Origin of the sequence: uncultured Dokdonia sp. (assembly GCF_937910895.1) — a bacterium.
Lineage (GTDB): Bacteria > Bacteroidota > Bacteroidia > Flavobacteriales > Flavobacteriaceae > Dokdonia.
The window spans coordinates 1-18,627 of sequence record NZ_CALEMI010000090.1 but is presented as its reverse complement, the minus strand read 5'-3'; the positions used below and the strand labels follow the sequence as shown (position 1 = coordinate 18,627).

18 protein-coding genes are annotated in these 18,627 nt (G+C 38.3%); 6 read left to right on the top strand and 12 right to left on the bottom strand.

Features of this window, described 5'->3' with window-relative positions; genetic code table 11:
• Nucleotides 1–6 precede the first annotated feature (6 nt).
• The 4 genes from Q0505_RS11235 (at nt 7) to Q0505_RS11220 (ending at nt 4,457) form a co-directional block, all read left to right on the top strand.
• Entirely contained in the window at nt 7–462 is a 456-nt protein-coding gene (locus Q0505_RS11235) for a hypothetical protein (protein ID WP_299212823.1), read from the top strand.
• A gap of 176 nt (nt 463–638) precedes the next feature.
• Nucleotides 639–1,499 (top strand): hypothetical protein, encoded by an 861-nt coding sequence (locus Q0505_RS11230; RefSeq protein ID WP_299212821.1) that lies wholly within the window; start codon nt 639–641, stop codon nt 1,497–1,499.
• A gap of 106 nt (nt 1,500–1,605) precedes the next feature.
• Nucleotides 1,606–2,031, top strand: a complete 426-nt coding sequence (locus Q0505_RS11225; protein WP_299212819.1) for a hypothetical protein — start codon at nt 1,606–1,608, stop codon at nt 2,029–2,031.
• A gap of 68 nt (nt 2,032–2,099) precedes the next feature.
• On the top strand, nt 2,100–4,457 hold the full coding sequence (locus tag Q0505_RS11220) for a glycogen debranching protein (protein ID WP_299212817.1): 2,358 nt from the start codon (nt 2,100–2,102) through the stop codon (nt 4,455–4,457).
• Here Q0505_RS11220 and ilvA read toward each other — a convergent pair.
• The 5 genes from ilvA to ilvD form a co-directional block, all read right to left on the bottom strand.
• Entirely contained in the window at nt 4,442–5,707 is a 1,266-nt protein-coding gene (gene ilvA, locus Q0505_RS11215; RefSeq protein ID WP_299212815.1) for a threonine ammonia-lyase IlvA, read from the bottom strand. The two genes, Q0505_RS11220 and ilvA, sit on opposite strands and share 16 nt — an antisense overlap.
• Before the next feature lie 178 nt (nt 5,708–5,885).
• Nucleotides 5,886–7,403, bottom strand: a complete 1,518-nt coding sequence (gene ilvC / locus Q0505_RS11210; protein WP_299212813.1) for a ketol-acid reductoisomerase — start codon at nt 7,401–7,403, stop codon at nt 5,886–5,888.
• Nucleotides 7,404–7,565: 162 nt separating this feature from the next.
• The gene (gene ilvN, locus Q0505_RS11205) at nt 7,566–8,123 is read right to left on the bottom strand and encodes an acetolactate synthase small subunit (protein ID WP_299212811.1); all 558 of its coding nucleotides are present in this window, start codon (nt 8,121–8,123) and stop codon (nt 7,566–7,568) included.
• 88 nt (nt 8,124–8,211) lie between these two features.
• Nucleotides 8,212–9,936 carry a biosynthetic-type acetolactate synthase large subunit gene (gene ilvB / locus Q0505_RS11200; RefSeq protein ID WP_299212809.1) on the bottom strand — a complete coding sequence of 575 codons (1,725 nt, stop codon included), beginning with the start codon at nt 9,934–9,936 and terminating at the stop codon, nt 8,212–8,214.
• A 56-nt stretch (nt 9,937–9,992) separates the two neighbouring features.
• Entirely contained in the window at nt 9,993–11,672 is a 1,680-nt protein-coding gene (gene ilvD, locus Q0505_RS11195; protein WP_299212807.1) for a dihydroxy-acid dehydratase, read from the bottom strand.
• Between the two features lie 381 nt (nt 11,673–12,053).
• On the opposite strand from ilvD, the gene Q0505_RS11190 reads away from it, so the two are divergent.
• A complete protein-coding gene (locus Q0505_RS11190; protein ID WP_299212805.1) occupies nt 12,054–13,427 on the top strand; it encodes an aldehyde dehydrogenase in 1,374 nt (457 codons plus the stop codon).
• On the opposite strand, the gene Q0505_RS11185 is transcribed toward Q0505_RS11190, so the two are convergent.
• Genes Q0505_RS11185 through Q0505_RS11170 form a run of 4 tightly spaced genes read right to left on the bottom strand, consistent with a single transcriptional unit; the run spans nt 13,422 to nt 15,947 of the window.
• Nucleotides 13,422–14,099: a response regulator transcription factor gene (locus Q0505_RS11185; RefSeq protein WP_299212803.1), complete on the bottom strand. Its 678-nt coding sequence runs from the start codon at nt 14,097–14,099 to the stop codon at nt 13,422–13,424. The genes Q0505_RS11190 and Q0505_RS11185 overlap by 6 nt on opposite strands.
• Complete coding sequence (locus Q0505_RS11180; RefSeq protein WP_299212801.1) at nt 14,086–14,883, bottom strand: ATP-binding protein; 798 nt, start codon at nt 14,881–14,883, stop codon at nt 14,086–14,088. Before Q0505_RS11180 ends, Q0505_RS11185 begins: the two co-directional genes overlap by 14 nt.
• Nucleotides 14,829–15,581, bottom strand: a complete 753-nt coding sequence (locus Q0505_RS11175; RefSeq protein WP_299212799.1) for a hypothetical protein — start codon at nt 15,579–15,581, stop codon at nt 14,829–14,831. The genes Q0505_RS11180 and Q0505_RS11175 overlap by 55 nt, the downstream gene beginning before the upstream one ends.
• Nucleotides 15,582–15,584: 3 nt before the next feature.
• Nucleotides 15,585–15,947, bottom strand: a complete 363-nt coding sequence (locus Q0505_RS11170) for a hypothetical protein (protein ID WP_299212797.1) — start codon at nt 15,945–15,947, stop codon at nt 15,585–15,587.
• A gap of 172 nt (nt 15,948–16,119) precedes the next feature.
• On the opposite strand from Q0505_RS11170, the gene Q0505_RS11165 reads away from it, so the two are divergent.
• Nucleotides 16,120–16,425: a hypothetical protein gene (locus tag Q0505_RS11165; RefSeq protein ID WP_299212795.1), complete on the top strand. Its 306-nt coding sequence runs from the start codon at nt 16,120–16,122 to the stop codon at nt 16,423–16,425.
• Here the strand turns inward: Q0505_RS11165 and Q0505_RS11160 are convergent.
• The 3 genes from Q0505_RS11160 to Q0505_RS11150 all read right to left on the bottom strand — a co-directional run.
• Complete coding sequence (locus Q0505_RS11160) at nt 16,411–17,280, bottom strand: biotin-dependent carboxyltransferase family protein (protein WP_299212793.1); 870 nt, start codon at nt 17,278–17,280, stop codon at nt 16,411–16,413. The two genes, Q0505_RS11165 and Q0505_RS11160, sit on opposite strands and share 15 nt — an antisense overlap.
• Nucleotides 17,270–17,995, bottom strand: coding sequence for a 5-oxoprolinase subunit PxpB (pxpB, locus tag Q0505_RS11155; protein WP_299212791.1), 726 nt, complete (start codon nt 17,993–17,995; stop codon nt 17,270–17,272). Before pxpB ends, Q0505_RS11160 begins: the two co-directional genes overlap by 11 nt.
• The coding region (locus tag Q0505_RS11150; RefSeq protein WP_299212789.1) for a LamB/YcsF family protein at nt 17,995–18,627 on the bottom strand (633 nt) is incomplete at its 5' end. The genes pxpB and Q0505_RS11150, both read right to left, overlap by 1 nt.

Below are 18,627 nucleotides of genomic sequence, written 5' to 3'. Positions count from 1 at the left end.
AACACTATGAAAAAATTACTATTCCTCCTACTCCTTACGCCTCTTATAAGTTGCGCACAAAATGATACAGTTATAGTACCACCCGAATCGGAGATGGTTTCTATGAATGATGCTAACGTCAAATATGGAACTCGGTATGGACAACAATATTTTGAAAAAGGAAGCAAAGAGCCCTATACGGGTTGGCTATATGCACGATATGATAATGGAGAGTTAGAAACTGCACAGCAATTTAAAGATGGCGTAGGCAATGGGATTTGGATTAATTACGATCCCGATGGACGTAAGGAATCACAAGGCACCTACCTTAATAACAAAACAGAAGGTCCCGCAACACTATTTTATGAAGACGGAAGTGTCAAAGCAAAAGGGAATTATGTCCATTGGAGAAACGCAGTAGGCTGGTGGACATTTTATGACCGACAAGGAAATGTAGTGAGCAAACGATATTTCACTAGGTAATTTCTTAATCATTTTTTTAGTCAATCCATACAACAAACATTTTCGCTAAGACTTAGCTACTTTCTTGATGTGAATAGACTTATATCAAAATGATCTATGTATAATTAAGTATATATACGTGTAGTTAATAATCACAATTTTTGTAGTATTGTTTACATAACAAAATCACATTATCTATGAGCACGGCTGTTACTGTATTATCTTATAATGTTTCTTTTGAAGCGATGACTAATAAATCCAATCCTAAATTTTCTGCTGCTGCTTTAGGAAAAAAATGTGTTCCTACCTCACATAATCCTAAACTAACAATTTGCGCAGAATATATGGCGCGTACTATAGACACTGCTGCTACAAGAGCTCCTGGATCATCGTTAGATTTTGTTGCCATACAAGAAGCAAGTAGATGGGATGAATTGCAAAAAGCTGCCGTAAAATCATTAGCAAATATGGGGTCTTTTGGTAGTATACAAGGATATACAGAAATCGTCACTTTTTATGATACCAGTAAATATAGACTTGATAAAAAACATGTAGACGGGTATAACAACGAACGTCCATTTCAAATACTTGTGTTAAAAAATGTATTTGATACTTCTGGTACTATATTTATAAATACGCATAATCCACACCCACGAGAAATGCCACAAAACCGCTTTAACTTTAGTGATATGGATACGCATTTAAGCAAGGCAATTACATCTATGAATCTATCTGATACAGAAAAGACATATAGAATCATCATTGCGGGAGATTTTAATGAAACTGGATGGTATGAAATCTCACAAAATATACAAAGATCGTGGACTCCTTTTTCTAATGCGGGGATTACAACTACGGTTTCAATAGGTGATCCTGTATATAGTTGTTGCAAAGGAGATGGTGGTTGGAAAGATCATAGCACAGGAGCTTTAGCCGAGGGACATAGAGGAGGCGATTATATTTTTGATAGCCAAGCAGCTGCAAACATAAAAGTCCCGATGGGATATAAGCCTTTAAAATTGCAAAGTGATCACTTACCTGTCGTAGCCGTTTTGTAAGATTCTATTTCCTTGGTGTAACATTATATAAATATTGTACTCCAATAGGTATTAACAATCCTTCCCTTTGAGATACCTATTGATACTCACATACAGCCTATTTTACATGAAGATCCCTACTTGGATTTTAAGAACGTGGATGATATCTAATAACATAAAAACACTTTCTGTTATTGCTAAAAAAGGACATTATAAAAACCGCATTTATCTGTCTAAGCATATCGCTTCTTTTCATATCAATGGGCAACATAAGCTTATTAAAATCCTCTTAGATGATCCTATTCAAGTTATTTCAGAAACAGTCATTCAAGTTGCTAGTACACTTAGATTGTTGGACGAACTTCAAGTAGCTATTTCAGAAAAAGAATCCTATTGGAGTACTCACAATAAACAACAAGAAGAAAGAAAAGTAGCATATTCCAAAGTGTATAAAAATCTACCCCATTATAAACGTAAATTCTCTAACGGAGAAAGCTATCAACAGATGAAACAATCACTCAAAAAAGGGATGAATATTGGAAAGTGGATATAAATAACTTTATAATTTGTAATTACACTACGATGGTTTACATTTAAACATCTATTCTACATATAAAATCTATGCTTCGCCCTATAATCGTTCTTTTTAGTATTTGTTTTTTAATAAGCTGTACGCAGACTACATCAGATTCAGAAACGCTGAGCACACTTACCACAGAGAGTCCTTTTATAAAAGGTACACCTAATTATTTACCTTCTCCCTTTGTAACCGCAGGAGATCGCGTATATATGGTAGGACATCAAGATGGAACGTTTCCAGAATTAGGTTGGCATATCAAAGGCGAAATGGGCGGTATCTGGGATCATCCTATCAAACTTATGGATGGTTTTGAAGTTTCTATAGTAAAAAGTAGTGACACCCTTAAGCTAGACAATGCGCATACATTTGTGAATTACCCCTATGCCAATATGCATACCTATAGTTTACCTGATCAACAGCTTGCCATAGAGCGCTGGCAGTTTGTGCCAGATCATAAAGAAGGAATTTTTATTCAGTTTCAAATAAAAAACACTTCCTCTACAACAAATGACTTTAAATTATCATTTGTAGGACATGCAGATTTAAGACCTACTTGGTTGGGAGAAGAAACCAATATGATTGATTCGCAAGACAGTGCTACCTATAACGCATTACAAGACCATTGGATGATGAAGGATACTGACAACCCGTGGTTTGTCTCCTTTGGATCAGATATGAAATCAACAGCTCGCGGTGAGGAAACAACTACCTATGCTGGTAAAGGAATTTCAGGCAGACTCCAATATGATATTTCAATTCCCAAAGAAAGTACCGTAACAATCAATTTTGTCATCGCAGGAAGCTACACATCACAAGAAGAAGCCTTAGCTACCTATCAAAATATTCATTCCTCCTATCTAGATGACGTTCGTTCAAAAAAGCAACGCTATGAGCAATTAGCATCACGCTCTCAACTTACCATTCCTGATAAAGACATTCAGCAAACCTTTGAATGGTTAAAATACAATAGCGATTGGCTCGTCCGCACCATCCCAGAAATAGGATCTGGAATCACGGCTGGAATTCCTGATTACCCTTGGTGGTTTGGCGTAGATAGTGAATATGCCCTAAAAGGATATATGGCAATAGGACAAACCGACCCTGTCTACAATACCATCAAACTATTAGACAGCGTTTCCAATGCACTTAATGGCAATGGGCGGATCATACACGAAATGTCTACGAACGGGGAAGTATTCAATCCAGGAAATATTAACGAAACTCCACAATTTGCCTCCCTCATCTGGGAAGTATACCAATGGAACGGTGATCAGGCTTTTCTTGAAAAATACTTCCCTACCATCGAAAAAGGTCTCCAATGGCTACTCGAAGAAAAAGATGATAATAAAAATCTATTCCCTGACGGTTTCGGAATGATGGAAATTCACGGACTTGATAGCGAAATGATTGATGTCGCCGCCTATACACAAAGAGCTTTTGACGACGCTTCCAAAATGGCAACCATACTAGGAAAAGAAAAGCTTTCTAAGCAATACCGTGAAATAGCTCTTTCGCTTAAAGCGAAAATAAATACAGATTTCTGGTCCGAAGAATTTAAAAGTTATGCCGATTTTATCGGCACAGACCAACAAGCCATACACTTAATAGAAGATGCCATCGTACGCGCTGATACCCTCAAAAAACCATGGGCAGTCACCGAACTCCAAAGTACGCTAAAAACGATCAAAGCAAATCCATCTGCACAACCTCGACCTTTTGTAGTACATCATAACTGGGTCGTCAACACCCCTATGGAAATGGGCATCGCCGACTCCACCAAAGCATTACAAGCCCTACAAACCGCTGAAAATTTTGTCAACCCTTTTGGTGTTTTTGTTACAGGAATTGATCGCGACGACTCCGCAGGAAAAGATGATGGCTCTTTTAAAGGAAGTAAGATTTTCTCTTATACAGGTGCAGTCATGACTTTACCGACAGGCGTTCAAGTAATCGCTGAAAACAACTATGGACACCCAGATAAAGCCCTTAATTATCTCAAACGTGTGGATAGAACCTTTAGCTACGCATTACCTGGTAGCATGTATGAAGTATCTCCCGATTACGGGATGATCACCCAAGCATGGAATATATATAGCTACGCGATTCCTATTGTACAACAGTTTTTTGGAGTACAACCGAATGCCGCTGCAAAAAAAGTAACCATCCGTCCGCAAATGCCAAGCACGTGGAATCAAGCCTCCTTAGAAAATATTTTAATCGGTGATAACGAAGTGTCGATTTATTACACAAAAACAGACACACTACTTGATCTTACAATTAAACAAACCAATCCTGAATGGGAAATTACCGTTGAAGTTCCTATAGAAGACGGAAGCTATCAAACAACAACTTCAAAGGACTCGACTCTAAATGTACGAGTTGCTTACACCAAAAACTGAAACAAATCGGGTTTATCATTAAGATACTCCCCAAAGAATTTTCGTGCATGCATCCGATCGACCAAAGGAGCTAAATCTTCTGGAGATTTGATTTCTATGCCCACAATCGCAGGTCCTTGTTCCCTACTCGTCTTTTTAGAATATTCAAAATGCGTAATATCATCTGTCGGTCCAAGGATTTCAGCCACAAATTCTTTAAGCGCTCCAGCACGTTGCGGGAACTTGATGATAAAGTAATGCTTTAAGCCTTGATATAACAAAGCACGCTCCTTGATTTCGGCGGTACGCGTAATATCATTGTTACTACCACTCACTACACAGGCGATATTTTTGCCTTTAATTTCTTCGGCGAATTGATCCAGAACAGCGAGCGTCATAGCACCTGCAGGTTCTACGACAATGGCATCTCGATTGTATAAATCTAAAATCGTTTGGCATATTTTTCCTTCAGAAACCGTAACCACGCGATCTACAAAATTTTGAGAAATCGCAAAGTTGCGCTCCCCTACCCGTTGTACCGCAGCACCATCTACAAATTTATCAATTTCGTCTAGCGTTGTATTTTGCTTTCGCGAAAGCGAAGTCAGCATCGCAGGAGCACCTTCTGGTTCTACGCCTATGATTTTAGTTTTGGGAGATAAATAATGAAACACTGCCGATAATCCAGCGATTAATCCGCCGCCGCCTACAGGAACAAATACGTAATCCAATGGTTTCGTCGATTGCGTGACCATCTCCAACCCTACAGTCGCCTGACCTTCAATGATTTTTTCGTCATCAAACGGATGTATAAAGGTCTTTCCTTCCTTGATGCAAACGTCACTCGCTTTCGCGAAAGCGTCATCAAACATATCTCCTTCCAACACCACCGTAATCCAATCGCCACCAAACATTTCGACCTGCTCCACCTTTTGCTTTGGAGTCGTCGTTGGCATATAAATCGAGCCTTGTATGTTTAAGCGTGCACACGCAAAAGCCACGCCTTGCGCATGATTTCCCGCACTAGCGCAAACAATGCCGTTTTCCTTTTCTACTTTCGTAAGCGTACTCATCTTATTATACGCCCCTCGAATCTTGTAACTGCGGACTTGCTGTAAGTCCTCGCGCTTTAAGAATACCTCAGCCTCAAACTTTTTGGAGTACGTAAAACTGCGCATAAATGGCGTTTTAATCGCTACTTCTTTGACGCGATTTGCCGCATCTGTAATCGACTTGAGGGTTGGAATGTATGTGGCTTGTTCAATTTTCATTTCTGCGAAAGCGGAAATCTCATCCGCGTGTTGCTATAAATATTTTTAAAATTGCTCTAATAACCTAGAGTGGGAACTACTTTGTCAGGCTGAGCCTGTCGGAGCCTCAATATTTAATTGCCCTTCGACAGGCTCAGGGTGACATTATTGTAAGTGTCCGTTCGAGCGCAGTCGAGAACTAATTCAAAACTGCTTCCTTTTCTTCTGTTTTCACTTTCTTCATGGCTGTCATTGCCTTACGCAACGTAGCTCCTATTTCTTCAACTGGATGATTACGAATAGCGTCATTTACAGCAATCAATTCTTGGTTATCTACGTGCGTATCTTTTGCGCCTTGCGTTCCGCTTGGTAAAAAAGCGGTTCCAATAATATCAGTATCTACCGTTTTCATAAAGTCGGTTAATAAAGGTTTACAGGCATGATCAAACAGATAACATCCATATTCTGCGGTATCTGAAATGATGCGATTCATTTCAAATAATTTCTTTCTTGCAATCGTATTAGCGATCAACGGTGTCTCGTGAAGCGACTCATAATACGCACTCTCCTCGATGATTCCTGCTGCGGTCATGGTTTCAAAAGCCAACTCTACGCCTGCTTTTACCATAGCAATCATCAATACCCCGTGATCAAAATATTCCTGCTCTTTGATATGTGCTGCTGTGACTTCCTGCTTTTCAAAAGCAGTTTCTCCTGTCGCTGCTCTCCATGTGTGAAGATTTTTATCATCTGCTGCCCAATCTTCCATCATCGTTTTTGAAAAATGTCCAGAGATAATGTCATCCATGTGTTTTTCAAAAAGTGGACGCATAATACCTTTCAGCTCCTCAGCTAAGTTAAAGGCTTTGATTTTTGAAGGATTATCCAATCGATCCATCATGTTGGTGATACCTCCATGCTTTAAGGCTTCGGTGATCGTTTCCCATCCGTATTGAATTAATTTTCCTGCATAGGCTGGATCGATTCCTTTTTCGACCATCTTATTAAAACAAAGAATAGATCCTGTTTGTAACACCCCACAAAGAATGGTTTGTTCTCCCATTAAATCACTCTTTACCTCAGCCACAAAAGAAGATTCTAAAACCCCTGCTTTGTGTCCGCCTGTGGCAGCGGCATACGCTTTTGCCTGGGCAAGGCCTTTGCCTTCTGGATCGTTATTTGGGTGTACCGCAATTAAGGTGGGTACGCCAAACCCTCTTTTATACTCTTCTCTTACCTCAGATCCTGGACACTTAGGTGCGACCATAATTACGGTAAGATCTTCTCGAATTTGCATGCCTTCTTCTACAATATTAAAACCATGAGAATAGGCAAGCGTTGCTCCTTTTTTCATAAGAGGCATCACGGCTTTCACCACAGACGTATGTTGCTTATCTGGCGTTAAGTTCAATACCAAATCTGCCGAAGGGATTAATTCTTCATACGTTCCAACGGTAAATCCATTAGAGTTAGCATTCTGGAACGACTGACGCTTTTCTTTAATCGCACCTTCACGCAACGCATACGATATATCACAGCCGCTATCACGCATATTCAATCCTTGGTTGAGTCCTTGTGCACCACAACCTACAATAACAATTTTCTTGCCTTTGATAGCAGCAATTCCGTCTTCGAATTCGCTAGCGTTCATAAATCGGCATTTTCCTAATTGTGCAAGTTGATCTCTTAATGGTAATGTGTTGAAGTAATTGCTCATTGTTCTATTTTTTTCTATTTGGGCTTAGATGACTAGCATCCCTCTGTCAGCTTTGCTGACATCTCCCTTAATGTTGTTGAAGGGTTTTCTGTTTCATGTGTCTTCGACAGGCTCAGACTGACAAAAGTCTATGTTCTATGCTCTTTATTCTATATTCTATATTCACGCTTTCGCAAAAGCAGCCTCTTGCTCTTTCTGTATCTGTTCTAAGAGGGTCGAAATAGGCATCTCCGTTTTGGTCACTGCAATTCTTCCTGAACGGGTAAACTGCATAATACCAAAAGGTTTGAGCTCTCGATGTACTAATTCAATTTCCGAACGACGACCTGATTTTTCTAATACAAAAAAGTCTTTATTAACCGTCACGATCCGTGCGTGGCTTTCTTTAATGATATTCTGAATTTGTGGTTCTTCAAACAGCAAATCTGATTTAATTTTAAAAAGCCCGCTTTCTGTAAAAATAGTCTCTTCATCCGTATGATAAAACGCTTTGATGACTTCTACTTGACGTTCAATCTGTCCTTTAATTTTTTCCATTTGATGCTCTGTTATATTTACAACCAATGTAAATTTAAAGACATCATCTATCTCACTCTCTGATGCCGAAAGGCTCTCAATATTGATCTTACGACGTTGAAAAATCGCCGAAATACGGTTAAGCAACCCGATATTATTTTCGGTGTAAATGCTTACCGTGTATGTTTTTATTTGTTCACTCATATCAAAAGGATTAAAGAATAGAGAAAAAAAAGTATAGACTTCTTCTCTCTTTTCTATATTCTATATTCTATACTCTATATTCTTTTTATTATTCTAAACGTATATCCGAAACGGAAGCTCCTGTTGGGATCATTGGGAAGACATTGTCTTCTTTTTCTACCATGACTTCTAGGAAGAAACTATTTTTTGAAGCGATCATTCGTTCTATAGCATCTTCTAAGTCACTTCTATCTGTTACTTTTTGTGCCTCGATATCATACGCTTCTGCGATTTTACAGAAGTTTGGATTTTTCATTTCGGTGCTGGCATAACGTTTATCAAAAAACAATTGCTGCCACTGACGTACCATTCCTAAAAACTCATTATTCAATACCACAATCTTAACCGCAGCTTCTGTTTGGAAAATAGTTCCTAATTCTTGGATAGTCATTTGATACCCTCCGTCTCCTATAATAGCGACAACTTCGCGATCTGGCGCTCCCATTTTGGCTCCAATAGCTGCTGGTAATGCAAAGCCCATAGTGCCTAAACCTCCTGAGGTAATATTACTTTTAGAGGTGTTGAAATTTGCATAGCGACACGCAATCATCTGATGCTGTCCTACATCACTTACAATAATAGCATCGCCTTTGGTTTTCTTATTAATGAGTTCGATGACCTCACCCATGGTCAATCCTTCTTTGGTTGGGTGAATATCATTTTTAATGACTTTATCAAACTCAATAGCATAATGATCTTTAAACCTTTGATGCCAAGCTGTATGCTCCTTTTTTTCGATAAGTGGTAAGATACGTCTTAGCGTGTCTTTAGAATTTCCAAGCACTGGAATATCTGCTTTTACATTTTTACTTACCTCGGCAGGATCGATTTCAAAATGAATGACTGTGGCTTGTTTTGCGTAGGTTTCAAGATTACCCGTGACACGGTCGTCAAAACGCATTCCGATGGCTATTAATACATCACAGTCGTTTGTTAAGACGTTTGGTCCATAGTTTCCGTGCATTCCTACCATTCCTACATTTAACGGATGGCTTGTGGGTATTGCCGAAACTCCTAATATCGTCCAAGCGGCAGGAATTCCTGATTTTTCTACAAAGGCTTTGAACTCTTCTTCGGCTTTCCCTAAAATAACACCTTGTCCCCAAACAATCATCGGTTTCTTTGCCGCATTAATAGCCTCGGCCGCTGCCTTGAGTTGGTCTTCCTGAACCTCTGGTACAGGCGTATAACTTCGGATGTGTTCACATTTCGCGTAAGCGAACTCAAACTCTTCAAACTGTGCGTCTTTTGTAATATCAATCAGCACAGGTCCTGGACGTCCAGAGCGTGCAATGTAAAATGCTTTTGCGAGAACTTCTGGAATTTCTTTGGCGCTGGTAATTTGGTGATTCCACTTAGTTACGGGCGTTGAGATTCCAATAATGTCCGTTTCTTGAAAAGCGTCACTCCCTAATAAATGTGAGCCGACTTGACCTGTAATACAGACCATGGGCGTGCTGTCTATCTGTGCATCTGCAATTCCTGTAATCAGGTTGGTTGCCCCTGGTCCCGAAGTAGCTACTGCTACGCCTACTTTTCCTGTCGCTCTTGCAAAGCCTTGGGCAGCGTGGGTAGCACCTTGTTCGTGACGGGTAAGTACATGCTGGATTTTATCCTGATGGATATGCAATTGATCGTAAAACGGCATAATCGCACCTCCTGGGTAACCGTAGATTAAGTCTGCACCTTCTGCTAATAAGCAGTGGATTAATGCTTCACTACCCGACATGGTGGTCGTAGTTGTTTGCTTTTTTTGTATTGTCTTTGTTTCCATAGTTCGCCTCACCCCAATCCTCTCCTTGAGGAGAGGGAGTTGATAGGGAATTTAAATTAAAATTCGTCTGTTACACATCCTTCACTTGCTGAAGAGACTGTGCGTGCATATTTATATAAAGAACCGCGCTTTACTTTCAGTTCTGGAGCGATCCAGTTGGCTTTTCTAGCGGCGAGTTCGCGCTCGCTAACTTCTACATTTATAGTATTTGTTTCCGCATCAATAACGATGATATCACCATCTTCTATCAATGCAATGCCTCCTCCTGTTTGTGCTTCAGGAGTGATGTGCCCTACGACAAAACCGTGTGTTCCTCCTGAGAAACGACCGTCTGTAATGAGTGCGACATCTTTTCCTAATCCTGCCCCCATAATAGCTGCGGTAGGTTTTAACATTTCTGGCATCCCAGGACCGCCTTGTGGTCCTTCATAACGGATGACTACAACATCTCCTTTTTGTACTTTTCCTGCACCTATCCCTGCATTTGCTTCAAATTCGCCATTAAAAACTCTTGCGCTTCCGCGAAAGTGTAAACCTTCTTTTCCCGTGATTTTTGCAACCGAACCTTCGCTCGCAATATTCCCATAAAGAATCCGAATGTGTCCTGTGGCTTTGATCGGATTTTCTACCGTATGAATCACATCTTGATGTGCTTGCAAATGATCTACATCTGCTAGATTTTCTGCAATTGTTTTTCCTGTGACTGTAAGACAATCTCCGTGTAGCATTCCTTGTGCGAGCATGTATTTAAGAACTCCTGGAACACCACCTACGTTGTGTAAGTCTTCCATCAGGTATTTTCCACTAGGTTTTAGATTGGCTAAGAAAGGCGTCGTATCACTTATTTTCTGAATATCGTCAAGGGTAAAAGGGATTTGAGCGGCTTTGGCTATTGCTAAGAAATGCAACACTGCATTTGTTGACCCACCTAATACTGTGACCAATTTTATTGCATTTTCAAGAGATTTACGTGTTACGATATCTGATGGTTTGATATCTTGTTCGATAAGATGTTGCAATGCTTTTCCTACTCGTGCGCACTCGGCTGTTTTATGTGTGCTTATGGCTGGGTTGGATGATGTATATGGTAAACTCATTCCAAGTGCTTCTATCGCAGATGCCATGGTGTTTGCCGTGTACATACCCCCACAAGCTCCTGCGCCAGGACATGCTTTCTGTACAATCGTTTTAAATTCTTTTTCGGTGATGGTGCCTGCTACTTTCTCGCCCCAAGCTTCAAAAGCGGAGACTACATCTAGCTTTTTATCTTCATGACATCCGGGAGCAATGGTTCCTCCATAAACAAGTATGGATGGGCGATCTAACCGCAATTGCGCCATTAATGCGCCAGGCATATTTTTATCACATCCTACCACGGTTACAAGTGCATCATACGACATCGCTTGTACCACCGTTTCCATAGAATCTGCAATGAGATCTCGACTAGGTAATGAATAACGCATTCCTGGCGTTCCCATAGAAATACCGTCGCTAACGCCAATTGTATTATAAATAAGTCCAACTAAATCGGATGATTGAACTCCTTTCTTAATATCTACCGCAAGGTTATTTAGGTGCATATTACAAGGGTTACCTTCGTATCCTGTACTTGCAATACCTACAAATGGTTTTTTAAAATCTTCGTCTGTTAATCCTATGGCGTGCAACATGGCTTGTGCTGCGGGTTGTGTTGGGTCTTGGGTAACGGCTTTACTGTACGGATTCAGTTCTTTCAATTTTGTATTATTTTAAAGTATTAAAATTAATTATTTGCTTTTGTTTTAAAATATCACTTTGTAATTACTTACGTTGTTCAAGTATATTTCAAAATATATATTTTACTTACTATCAATTATTTACAAATATTTCAGTTACATGAACCACCGTAAAAAAAAGCCTGTATCAATATTATTGATACAGGCTTTATATATTGGGTATAGCGGTCTGTATCACTCCTGAAGAGGAATGCTAATACTAACGCTATTTTGTATCTGATTTTTCATAAACTTGCTATAAATGTATAAAAGTTTTTTGAAATTCATTTTATATCTACCAAATGATTCCTACTTTTTTCTGTCTCTTCGGTAAAAATGTAATAATTTTATAAAAAAAGTATTTTGAATATTCCCTCTCTTGTCGATTCACAACGTGCCTATTTTACTTCTGGTAAAACCAAGTCTATACAACAACGGTTATCAATTTTAAAACGCTTTCGCGAAAGCGTACAAAAGCATGAAACTGCTATTCACGACGCTTTATATACCGATTTTAAAAAACCGCTTTACGAAAGTATTTCAAGCGAAACAGGGATTGTATTACGAGAACTGAATCTGACGATTAAAAAATTAGAGTTTTGGGCACGTCCTAAAAAAGTAAAGAGTTCTATTGTCAATTTTCCTAGTCGGGACTATTTGTATTATGAGCCTTATGGTACGCTATTGATTATTGCACCTTGGAATTATCCGTATCAACTTGCGATGACGCCACTTATTGGAGCGATTGCTGCTGGTAATACAGTGGTTGTAAAGCCTAGCGAACTCACCACTGCTACGAGTCAAATTATAGAAACGATTATTACCGAAGTTTTTTCTCCAGAATATGTCGCTGTTGTCCAAGGGGCTGTCCCAGAAACGACCGAGTTATTAGCACAACGCTGGGATTATATCTTTTTTACGGGGAGTGTTGCTGTTGGAAAAATTGTAGCCAAAGCCGCTGCAAAACATTTAACACCTACCACGCTGGAATTGGGTGGAAAAAACCCTTGTGTGATTGACGCTTCTGTAAATATCGCCCTAGCTGCAAAGCGTATTGTATGGGGAAAGTTTTTAAATGCTGGGCAAACGTGTATTGCACCAGATTATATTCTGATAGAAGCTACGGTTAAGGAAGCATTTCTACAAGCATTAAAAAAAGAATTAGAAAACGCTTATGGAACAGATGTAAAGGCATCTCCAGATTTTGCAAGAGTGATTAATGAAAAGAATTTTGACAGGCTTGCCGATATGCTAGAAGAGGTTTCTGTTGTCATAGGTGGACAGATAGATCGTGATCAATTGTACATAGCGCCAACGGTTATTGACCATCCTAGTTTAGATAGTTTGGTAATGGAAGATGAGATTTTTGGTCCTATTTTACCTGTGATTCCGTATCAAACCAAAGCAGATATTGAGCGTATTATAGATCGTTATGAGAAGCCGTTGTCTGGTTATGTTTTTTCGCGAAAGCGGTCTTTTTCAAATTGGTTTTTAACTCATTTTTCTTTTGGAGGAGGCGCAGTAAACGATACGGTTATTCATTTTATAAATGAAAAATTACCGTTTGGAGGTGTGGGTCATAGTGGGATAGGAAGTTATCACGGTAAGCATAGTTTTTTGACGTTTAGTCACGCAAAAGCTGTTGTAAAAAAGGGAAACTGGTTAGATCTTCCGATCAGATATGCGCCTTATAAAGGGAAGAATGGCTTGCTTAAATTTGCTTTAAAATGGTTATAATTCTTCTATCAATTTATGTTTCATGACATAAATAACAGCACCGACTCTAGAAGAAACCCCTAGTTTTCTGAATAATTCTGCACGTCTATTTTCGATGGTTTTAGGGCTTAGATTCATCCGGGCGGCGATCTCTTTATAACCGAAATCAGTACCACAGAGATAGTTTAAAAACTCTTGATCAGTAGCTTTTAATTGAAGTTTACGGTGGTTACTCACCTCATCTTCCGTCTCTTTAGAAATACCGCTTAGAGCTTGTTTACGGAGGGATACATCTACAATTTCATTATAAACAAATTCGCCTTTACTTGCTTTAATTATAGAGGCATTGAGTTTTGTAGGCTCTACATCTTTGAGAAGGTATCCTTTACAACCAAAGAAAATCATATTGGAGATGGTTTCTTCATCGTCTTCCATAGTGATGGCGATGACATTGATATCAGGGCAGTTATCCTTCATCCACGCCATGGTACTCAACCCATTCATAATAGGCATACGCACATCTAATAATACGACATCGGGTTGTTCATGATCACTTTTAAGATATTCAATAAATTCTCTGCCATTCTTGGCTACAAAAACCACATACGTATCTTCAAAACCAGACACTAATGTTTTTAATGCTTTCGCGAAAAGTATGTGATCATCAACTATAGCTACTTTAAGCGGTTTCATACGGTGGTGGTTGATAGGTTAGTTTTATTTCTGTTCCTTGTCCTTGCATACTATGGGCAACGAGTTGCGCATTGATCATTTCTGCTCTGCGCTGCATATTAATAAGTCCTGAACCAAGTTTATTATTATGAGTATTATATCCTATACCATCGTCTTTAATTATAATTTGAAGATGTTCCTCTTTATAGGATATGCTAATCGTAAGATGTTCTGCATCTGCGTGTTTCATCACATTACTACAACATTCTTGGACGATTCTAAATATAATAATTTTTTCTTTTTTTCCTACAAAAATGGGTTCTCCATGTACCAAAAGTGTAGCATTGGTATGCGAAAATCGATTTAAGCGTTCTATTTCTACTTGAATAGCTTCTTGTAAATCTAAATTGGCAAGTACCTCACCATTAACTGTTTTGGAGAGTTGCCGTACTTCTGTGAGGCTTAAGTCTACGGTTTCTAAGGCTTCATTAAAAGCTTCTTTTTTATCATCTGTAAGTTGGGAAAGTCCAGATCGCAATTGCATTTTAGCTACGGAAAGGAGTTGACCCACATTATCATGAAGTTCCATTCCAACATTTTTAAGCGTGGCTTCTTGAATCTCATTTTCTGCTTGAATCAAGGTACTTTCAAATTCTTTTTGAGCCACTACTCTTTCTATAAGAAGGTTATTTTTACGTCGTTGAAAGGTATAAAAGAAGAGAATAAAGAGAACAACAAGCACTACGACTACTATGATAAAGTAGACGACAATGATAACTTCTTGCTTTGTAATTTCTTGAACCAATAACATTTTACAATGCCAAATATAATGATTCCGTACAGGAAGTAGTTTGCATAACTTAAAATCAATCGATAATATTTTAAAAATACAATCTCTTCCTTTTTGATATACTGACTACTTAAAAACAGTGGCGTTATTGAAACAAAATATAATAAGACCCCTACAGAAATGTAAAAAGGTAACGTATAAGTTATATTTAAAATTCTATCTGATTTTATAATCTCATAATAATACATAGAGAGTGCTGTCACTATGAGTATTAAACCAGACAAGTTCATAAGTTGTGAATAACCAATAAAAAATATACCGCCAAAGATAAAATCAGCTATAGTTATTACATTAAAAATAATAATGGCATATTTAATAAAGTCTTTATTCTTCCTAGAAGTAAATTGTTTGGAAAAATACCAAGTGTAAAATATATAACCTAAAGCTTGAGAGATATTAAAAATCCAATAGTTTTTGATCCATTCTAAATGATTTACAAAAAATGGAAGTTCATCAAATTTATAAGGACATATTAAATATGAATAAGATCCTAAAACTTCTATTGATACAACTATCCAAAGATATATACATAAAAACTTAAATGTTTCAGTTTTTAACTCTTTGATCTTGATATATGAAAATGTGGCTGCGAGTGCAGCCACAAATTCTAATAATATAGGTATAGATAGAATGTTATCTAAAAAATCACTCAAAGCTTAAGGATTATATTGTTTTGGAGGCCATCCACCGCTCTGACTATTCATAGGATCTATCTCATAATTATTTTCAGCATCTTTATCATCTCCAGTAGTAGGGGCTATGAAAAAAGTTGTCTTATCTGATTTTGTAGTATTATACGCTCCAAAATATAAACGTACGCCTGGATTTGATATTCCTCTGTCCTTAGACTCACTTTCTACATAATCTAAATATTGTCGTAACTCTGAAATACTCAATGTAAATTCGCAGGTATCTTCCTCTCCTAAGTGATTTCTAAGTGCTTCTCCCCTTGTGTTGCTCCAATGTGTAAACAACTGTTTTGCATCTTGAGGTGTAATGCATTTGTCTGGTTTTGCCATACTATAAATAGTTTAAGTTAAGCTATGAATGTAGGAAAATATAACAGCTTTTCCTAGTGGGTATCTATAAAAACGGGTAAAAATACGTATTTCTATTACGGTCTTCCTGTATATTTTAGCTATAAAATTCTTACGGGAACCAAATGATTTCCTATATTTAAACTATTCAATCATGGGAAGAGCCTCAAATTCAGAAAGATTAATCACTCCAATACCAATTGTTATGCAGTCAACTATTACTTTTTGTAAACTAAATATCAGAAAATTATACGCCAAAGGAAAGCGCTTAGGGATTCCTGAATGGAATAAAGAATCTGATTATGCCGATTATATCCATAACTTATGGGAATCTATTTCTACGCATCGCGAACTTAAAGAAGAGGCGATCCGTATCGAAGAAACTCTAGGGAAAGGAGATACTATCCAATTATTAAGTGATACAGTTACAGAGCAAAATGGTGTTCTAGTCAGCAAGTAAAAAAGATATTACATCACCTTGTTTCTTTTGAGCTACTATATCCATAGCACTTTCAGACAGTTGTAATATACGAGGATATCCTCCTGTTACCTGACAGTCTTTCATCAGTACCATTAAACGTCCTGAGGGAGTTAATTGTATGGTGCCTGGAATTACGGGACCTGTACGTATAGAAGGCGTGTCATGAGGTACTGTCTCTTCAAGTTGTATCGCCATACGGTTCCATAATTTAGAAATCGAAAATGATGTTTCTTCAATGTATTTACGGAGATGAGAACTGAGAAAATCATATTCTGGTCCTTTGTATACCTTCAACACACTTTGAAATAGATAAGACGCATCTTCTATTGATTTCGGCACTTTAATACGAGCACCTTTTGCTGTGCCATAGGTAGTGGCTCCTACTAGAATTTCTGTTACTTTATGGATGTGTCTTGATGAAGTAATAGGAGCATACATACTCTTGCTTCCTAATACATCTGAAGTTTGTAATCCGCCTGTAATAGCCAAATAACCACGACATCCCTTTGTAATCTTTTTTAATTCTAAAATATCTCCTTTACAAGCTAGGTAGATCGTATAATTCTCTATAGGATTATTTTGAAGTCTCGCTTCTGTGATCCCGCCAGTAATCACAAAATGCCTATCGCAATGAAACTCAATCGTAGGTCCTACCAACGTATACTCAAGTACTGCTTCATATTCATCATTATTGACCAATGCATTAGCAAGTAGCATCGCTTTTCTATCCATAGCACCACTTTCTGGAATTCCTAAGGCAGCATACCCAAAACGTCCTTTGTCCTGAATCGTGGTATAGAACCCTGTGCGTTGTATGGTTATACTATCCTTCATATACTTCGGTTGTAGGTAATACATTGCTTGCAAGTGCTTCTTTTAATAGGCGTTGATGCTCTTGCAGATCTATTGCATAAAATTTAATATAATCCCCCGCTGTACACAGCGAAGGTTTTTCTCTTGTAACATCAAACAGCTTTATTGGTGTATGTCCAATGGTATACCAACCGCCTGGGCTGTCTTGAGGATAAATGCCTGTTTGCTTTCCACCTATAGCAACGCTTCCTTGTCGTACTTTTTGTGAGGGAATCGCTTTTCGCTCTAAATATAAACGTTCATCTAAACCTTCTAAATAAGGAAACCCTGGCAAAAATCCCATAAAATACACCGTGTACAAAGGTTTTGTGTGTATCTCAATTAATTGATCGATTGTGAGTGATGTCGCTTTGGTATAGGTTTCAATGTCTTCCCCTAACGAAGGATTGTAACAGACTGGAATATGATGAATTTTTGGTTTTTGAGAAGGCTGTGGTTGTGTGGTTTTGATTATTTCGCGAAAGCGGTCTTTTAATTCATTTTCAGAAATTGTTACAACTACATTTTTAAGTAAGATTTCTGTATAGGTATGAATAATTTCTACCTCAAAAGTTTTGGACAGCTGTTCTTTAACTGCGAGAAGAAATTGCAATAATTCTCTTGACGGTGCGTATGCCCACTGAATCCCCCAAGCATCTGCGCCCATTCTATAGATATGAAAATCTGAATACTGCATTAGCGTAGGTGTATCTGGTGCTTTTTTAACTCTAGATGGATCTCTTTTAACATCTGAAATGCTTCAGGGGTATCTCCATGAACACACAAGGTATCTATTTTAAAAGGAAGGATTTTATTTTCTATAGTCGTAAGCTGTTGCTCTGTAATCATCGGAATAATATGATCAAGCACAGCATTCGCATCGTGTATCACTGCTTTGGGAAATGATCTATTAACCAATGTATAATCATTGTTATACCGACGATCTGCAAAACCTTCTACCATCATTTCCAAGTGTCCTTTTGCTTCTTTTTGAATCACAGATTGATACGGTACGTACAGTATAAGTTGGTCATCTATTTCTTTGACAACCGCTATAATAAGGCGTGCAATCTCAACATCTACCGCAGCTAGATTATATAAGGCGCCGTGTGCTTTTACATGGTGTAATTTTTGGTGTTGCCTTTCGGCGAAATTTTTCACAGTCTGTATCTGCGTTATAAGGCTATTTCTGAGTGCGGTCGGTGATATGTCTAGTATCGTTCTGCCAAAATTTTCTTTATCTGGATATCCTGGATGCGCACCTATCTTTACCTTATGTTGAATCGCCAACTGAATAGTTTGCTGAATCGTAGTAGTATCTCCTGCATG

Bases quoted from the DNA above. Each gene is read 5' to 3' on its own strand.
- pxpB (WP_299212791.1), bottom strand. From the start codon at position 17,995: ATGCAGTATTCAGATTTTCATATCTATAGAATGGGCGCAGATGCTTGG.
- Q0505_RS11225 (WP_299212819.1), top strand. From the start codon at position 1,606: ATGAAGATCCCTACTTGGATTTTAAGAACGTGGATGATATCTAATAAC.
- Q0505_RS11220 (WP_299212817.1), top strand. From the start codon at position 2,100: ATGCTTCGCCCTATAATCGTTCTTTTTAGTATTTGTTTTTTAATAAGC.
- Q0505_RS11170 (WP_299212797.1), bottom strand. From the start codon at position 15,947: ATGGCAAAACCAGACAAATGCATTACACCTCAAGATGCAAAACAGTTG.
- Q0505_RS11235 (WP_299212823.1), top strand. From the start codon at position 7: ATGAAAAAATTACTATTCCTCCTACTCCTTACGCCTCTTATAAGTTGC.
- Q0505_RS11230 (WP_299212821.1), top strand. From the start codon at position 639: ATGAGCACGGCTGTTACTGTATTATCTTATAATGTTTCTTTTGAAGCG.
- ilvN (WP_299212811.1), bottom strand. From the start codon at position 8,123: ATGAGTGAACAAATAAAAACATACACGGTAAGCATTTACACCGAAAAT.
- ilvA (WP_299212815.1), bottom strand. From the start codon at position 5,707: ATGAAAATTGAACAAGCCACATACATTCCAACCCTCAAGTCGATTACA.
- Q0505_RS11165 (WP_299212795.1), top strand. From the start codon at position 16,120: ATGGGAAGAGCCTCAAATTCAGAAAGATTAATCACTCCAATACCAATT.
- Q0505_RS11160 (WP_299212793.1), bottom strand. From the start codon at position 17,280: ATGAAGGATAGTATAACCATACAACGCACAGGGTTCTATACCACGATT.
- ilvB (WP_299212809.1), bottom strand. From the start codon at position 9,936: ATGGAAACAAAGACAATACAAAAAAAGCAAACAACTACGACCACCATG.
- ilvC (WP_299212813.1), bottom strand. From the start codon at position 7,403: ATGAGCAATTACTTCAACACATTACCATTAAGAGATCAACTTGCACAA.
- Q0505_RS11185 (WP_299212803.1), bottom strand. From the start codon at position 14,099: ATGAAACCGCTTAAAGTAGCTATAGTTGATGATCACATACTTTTCGCG.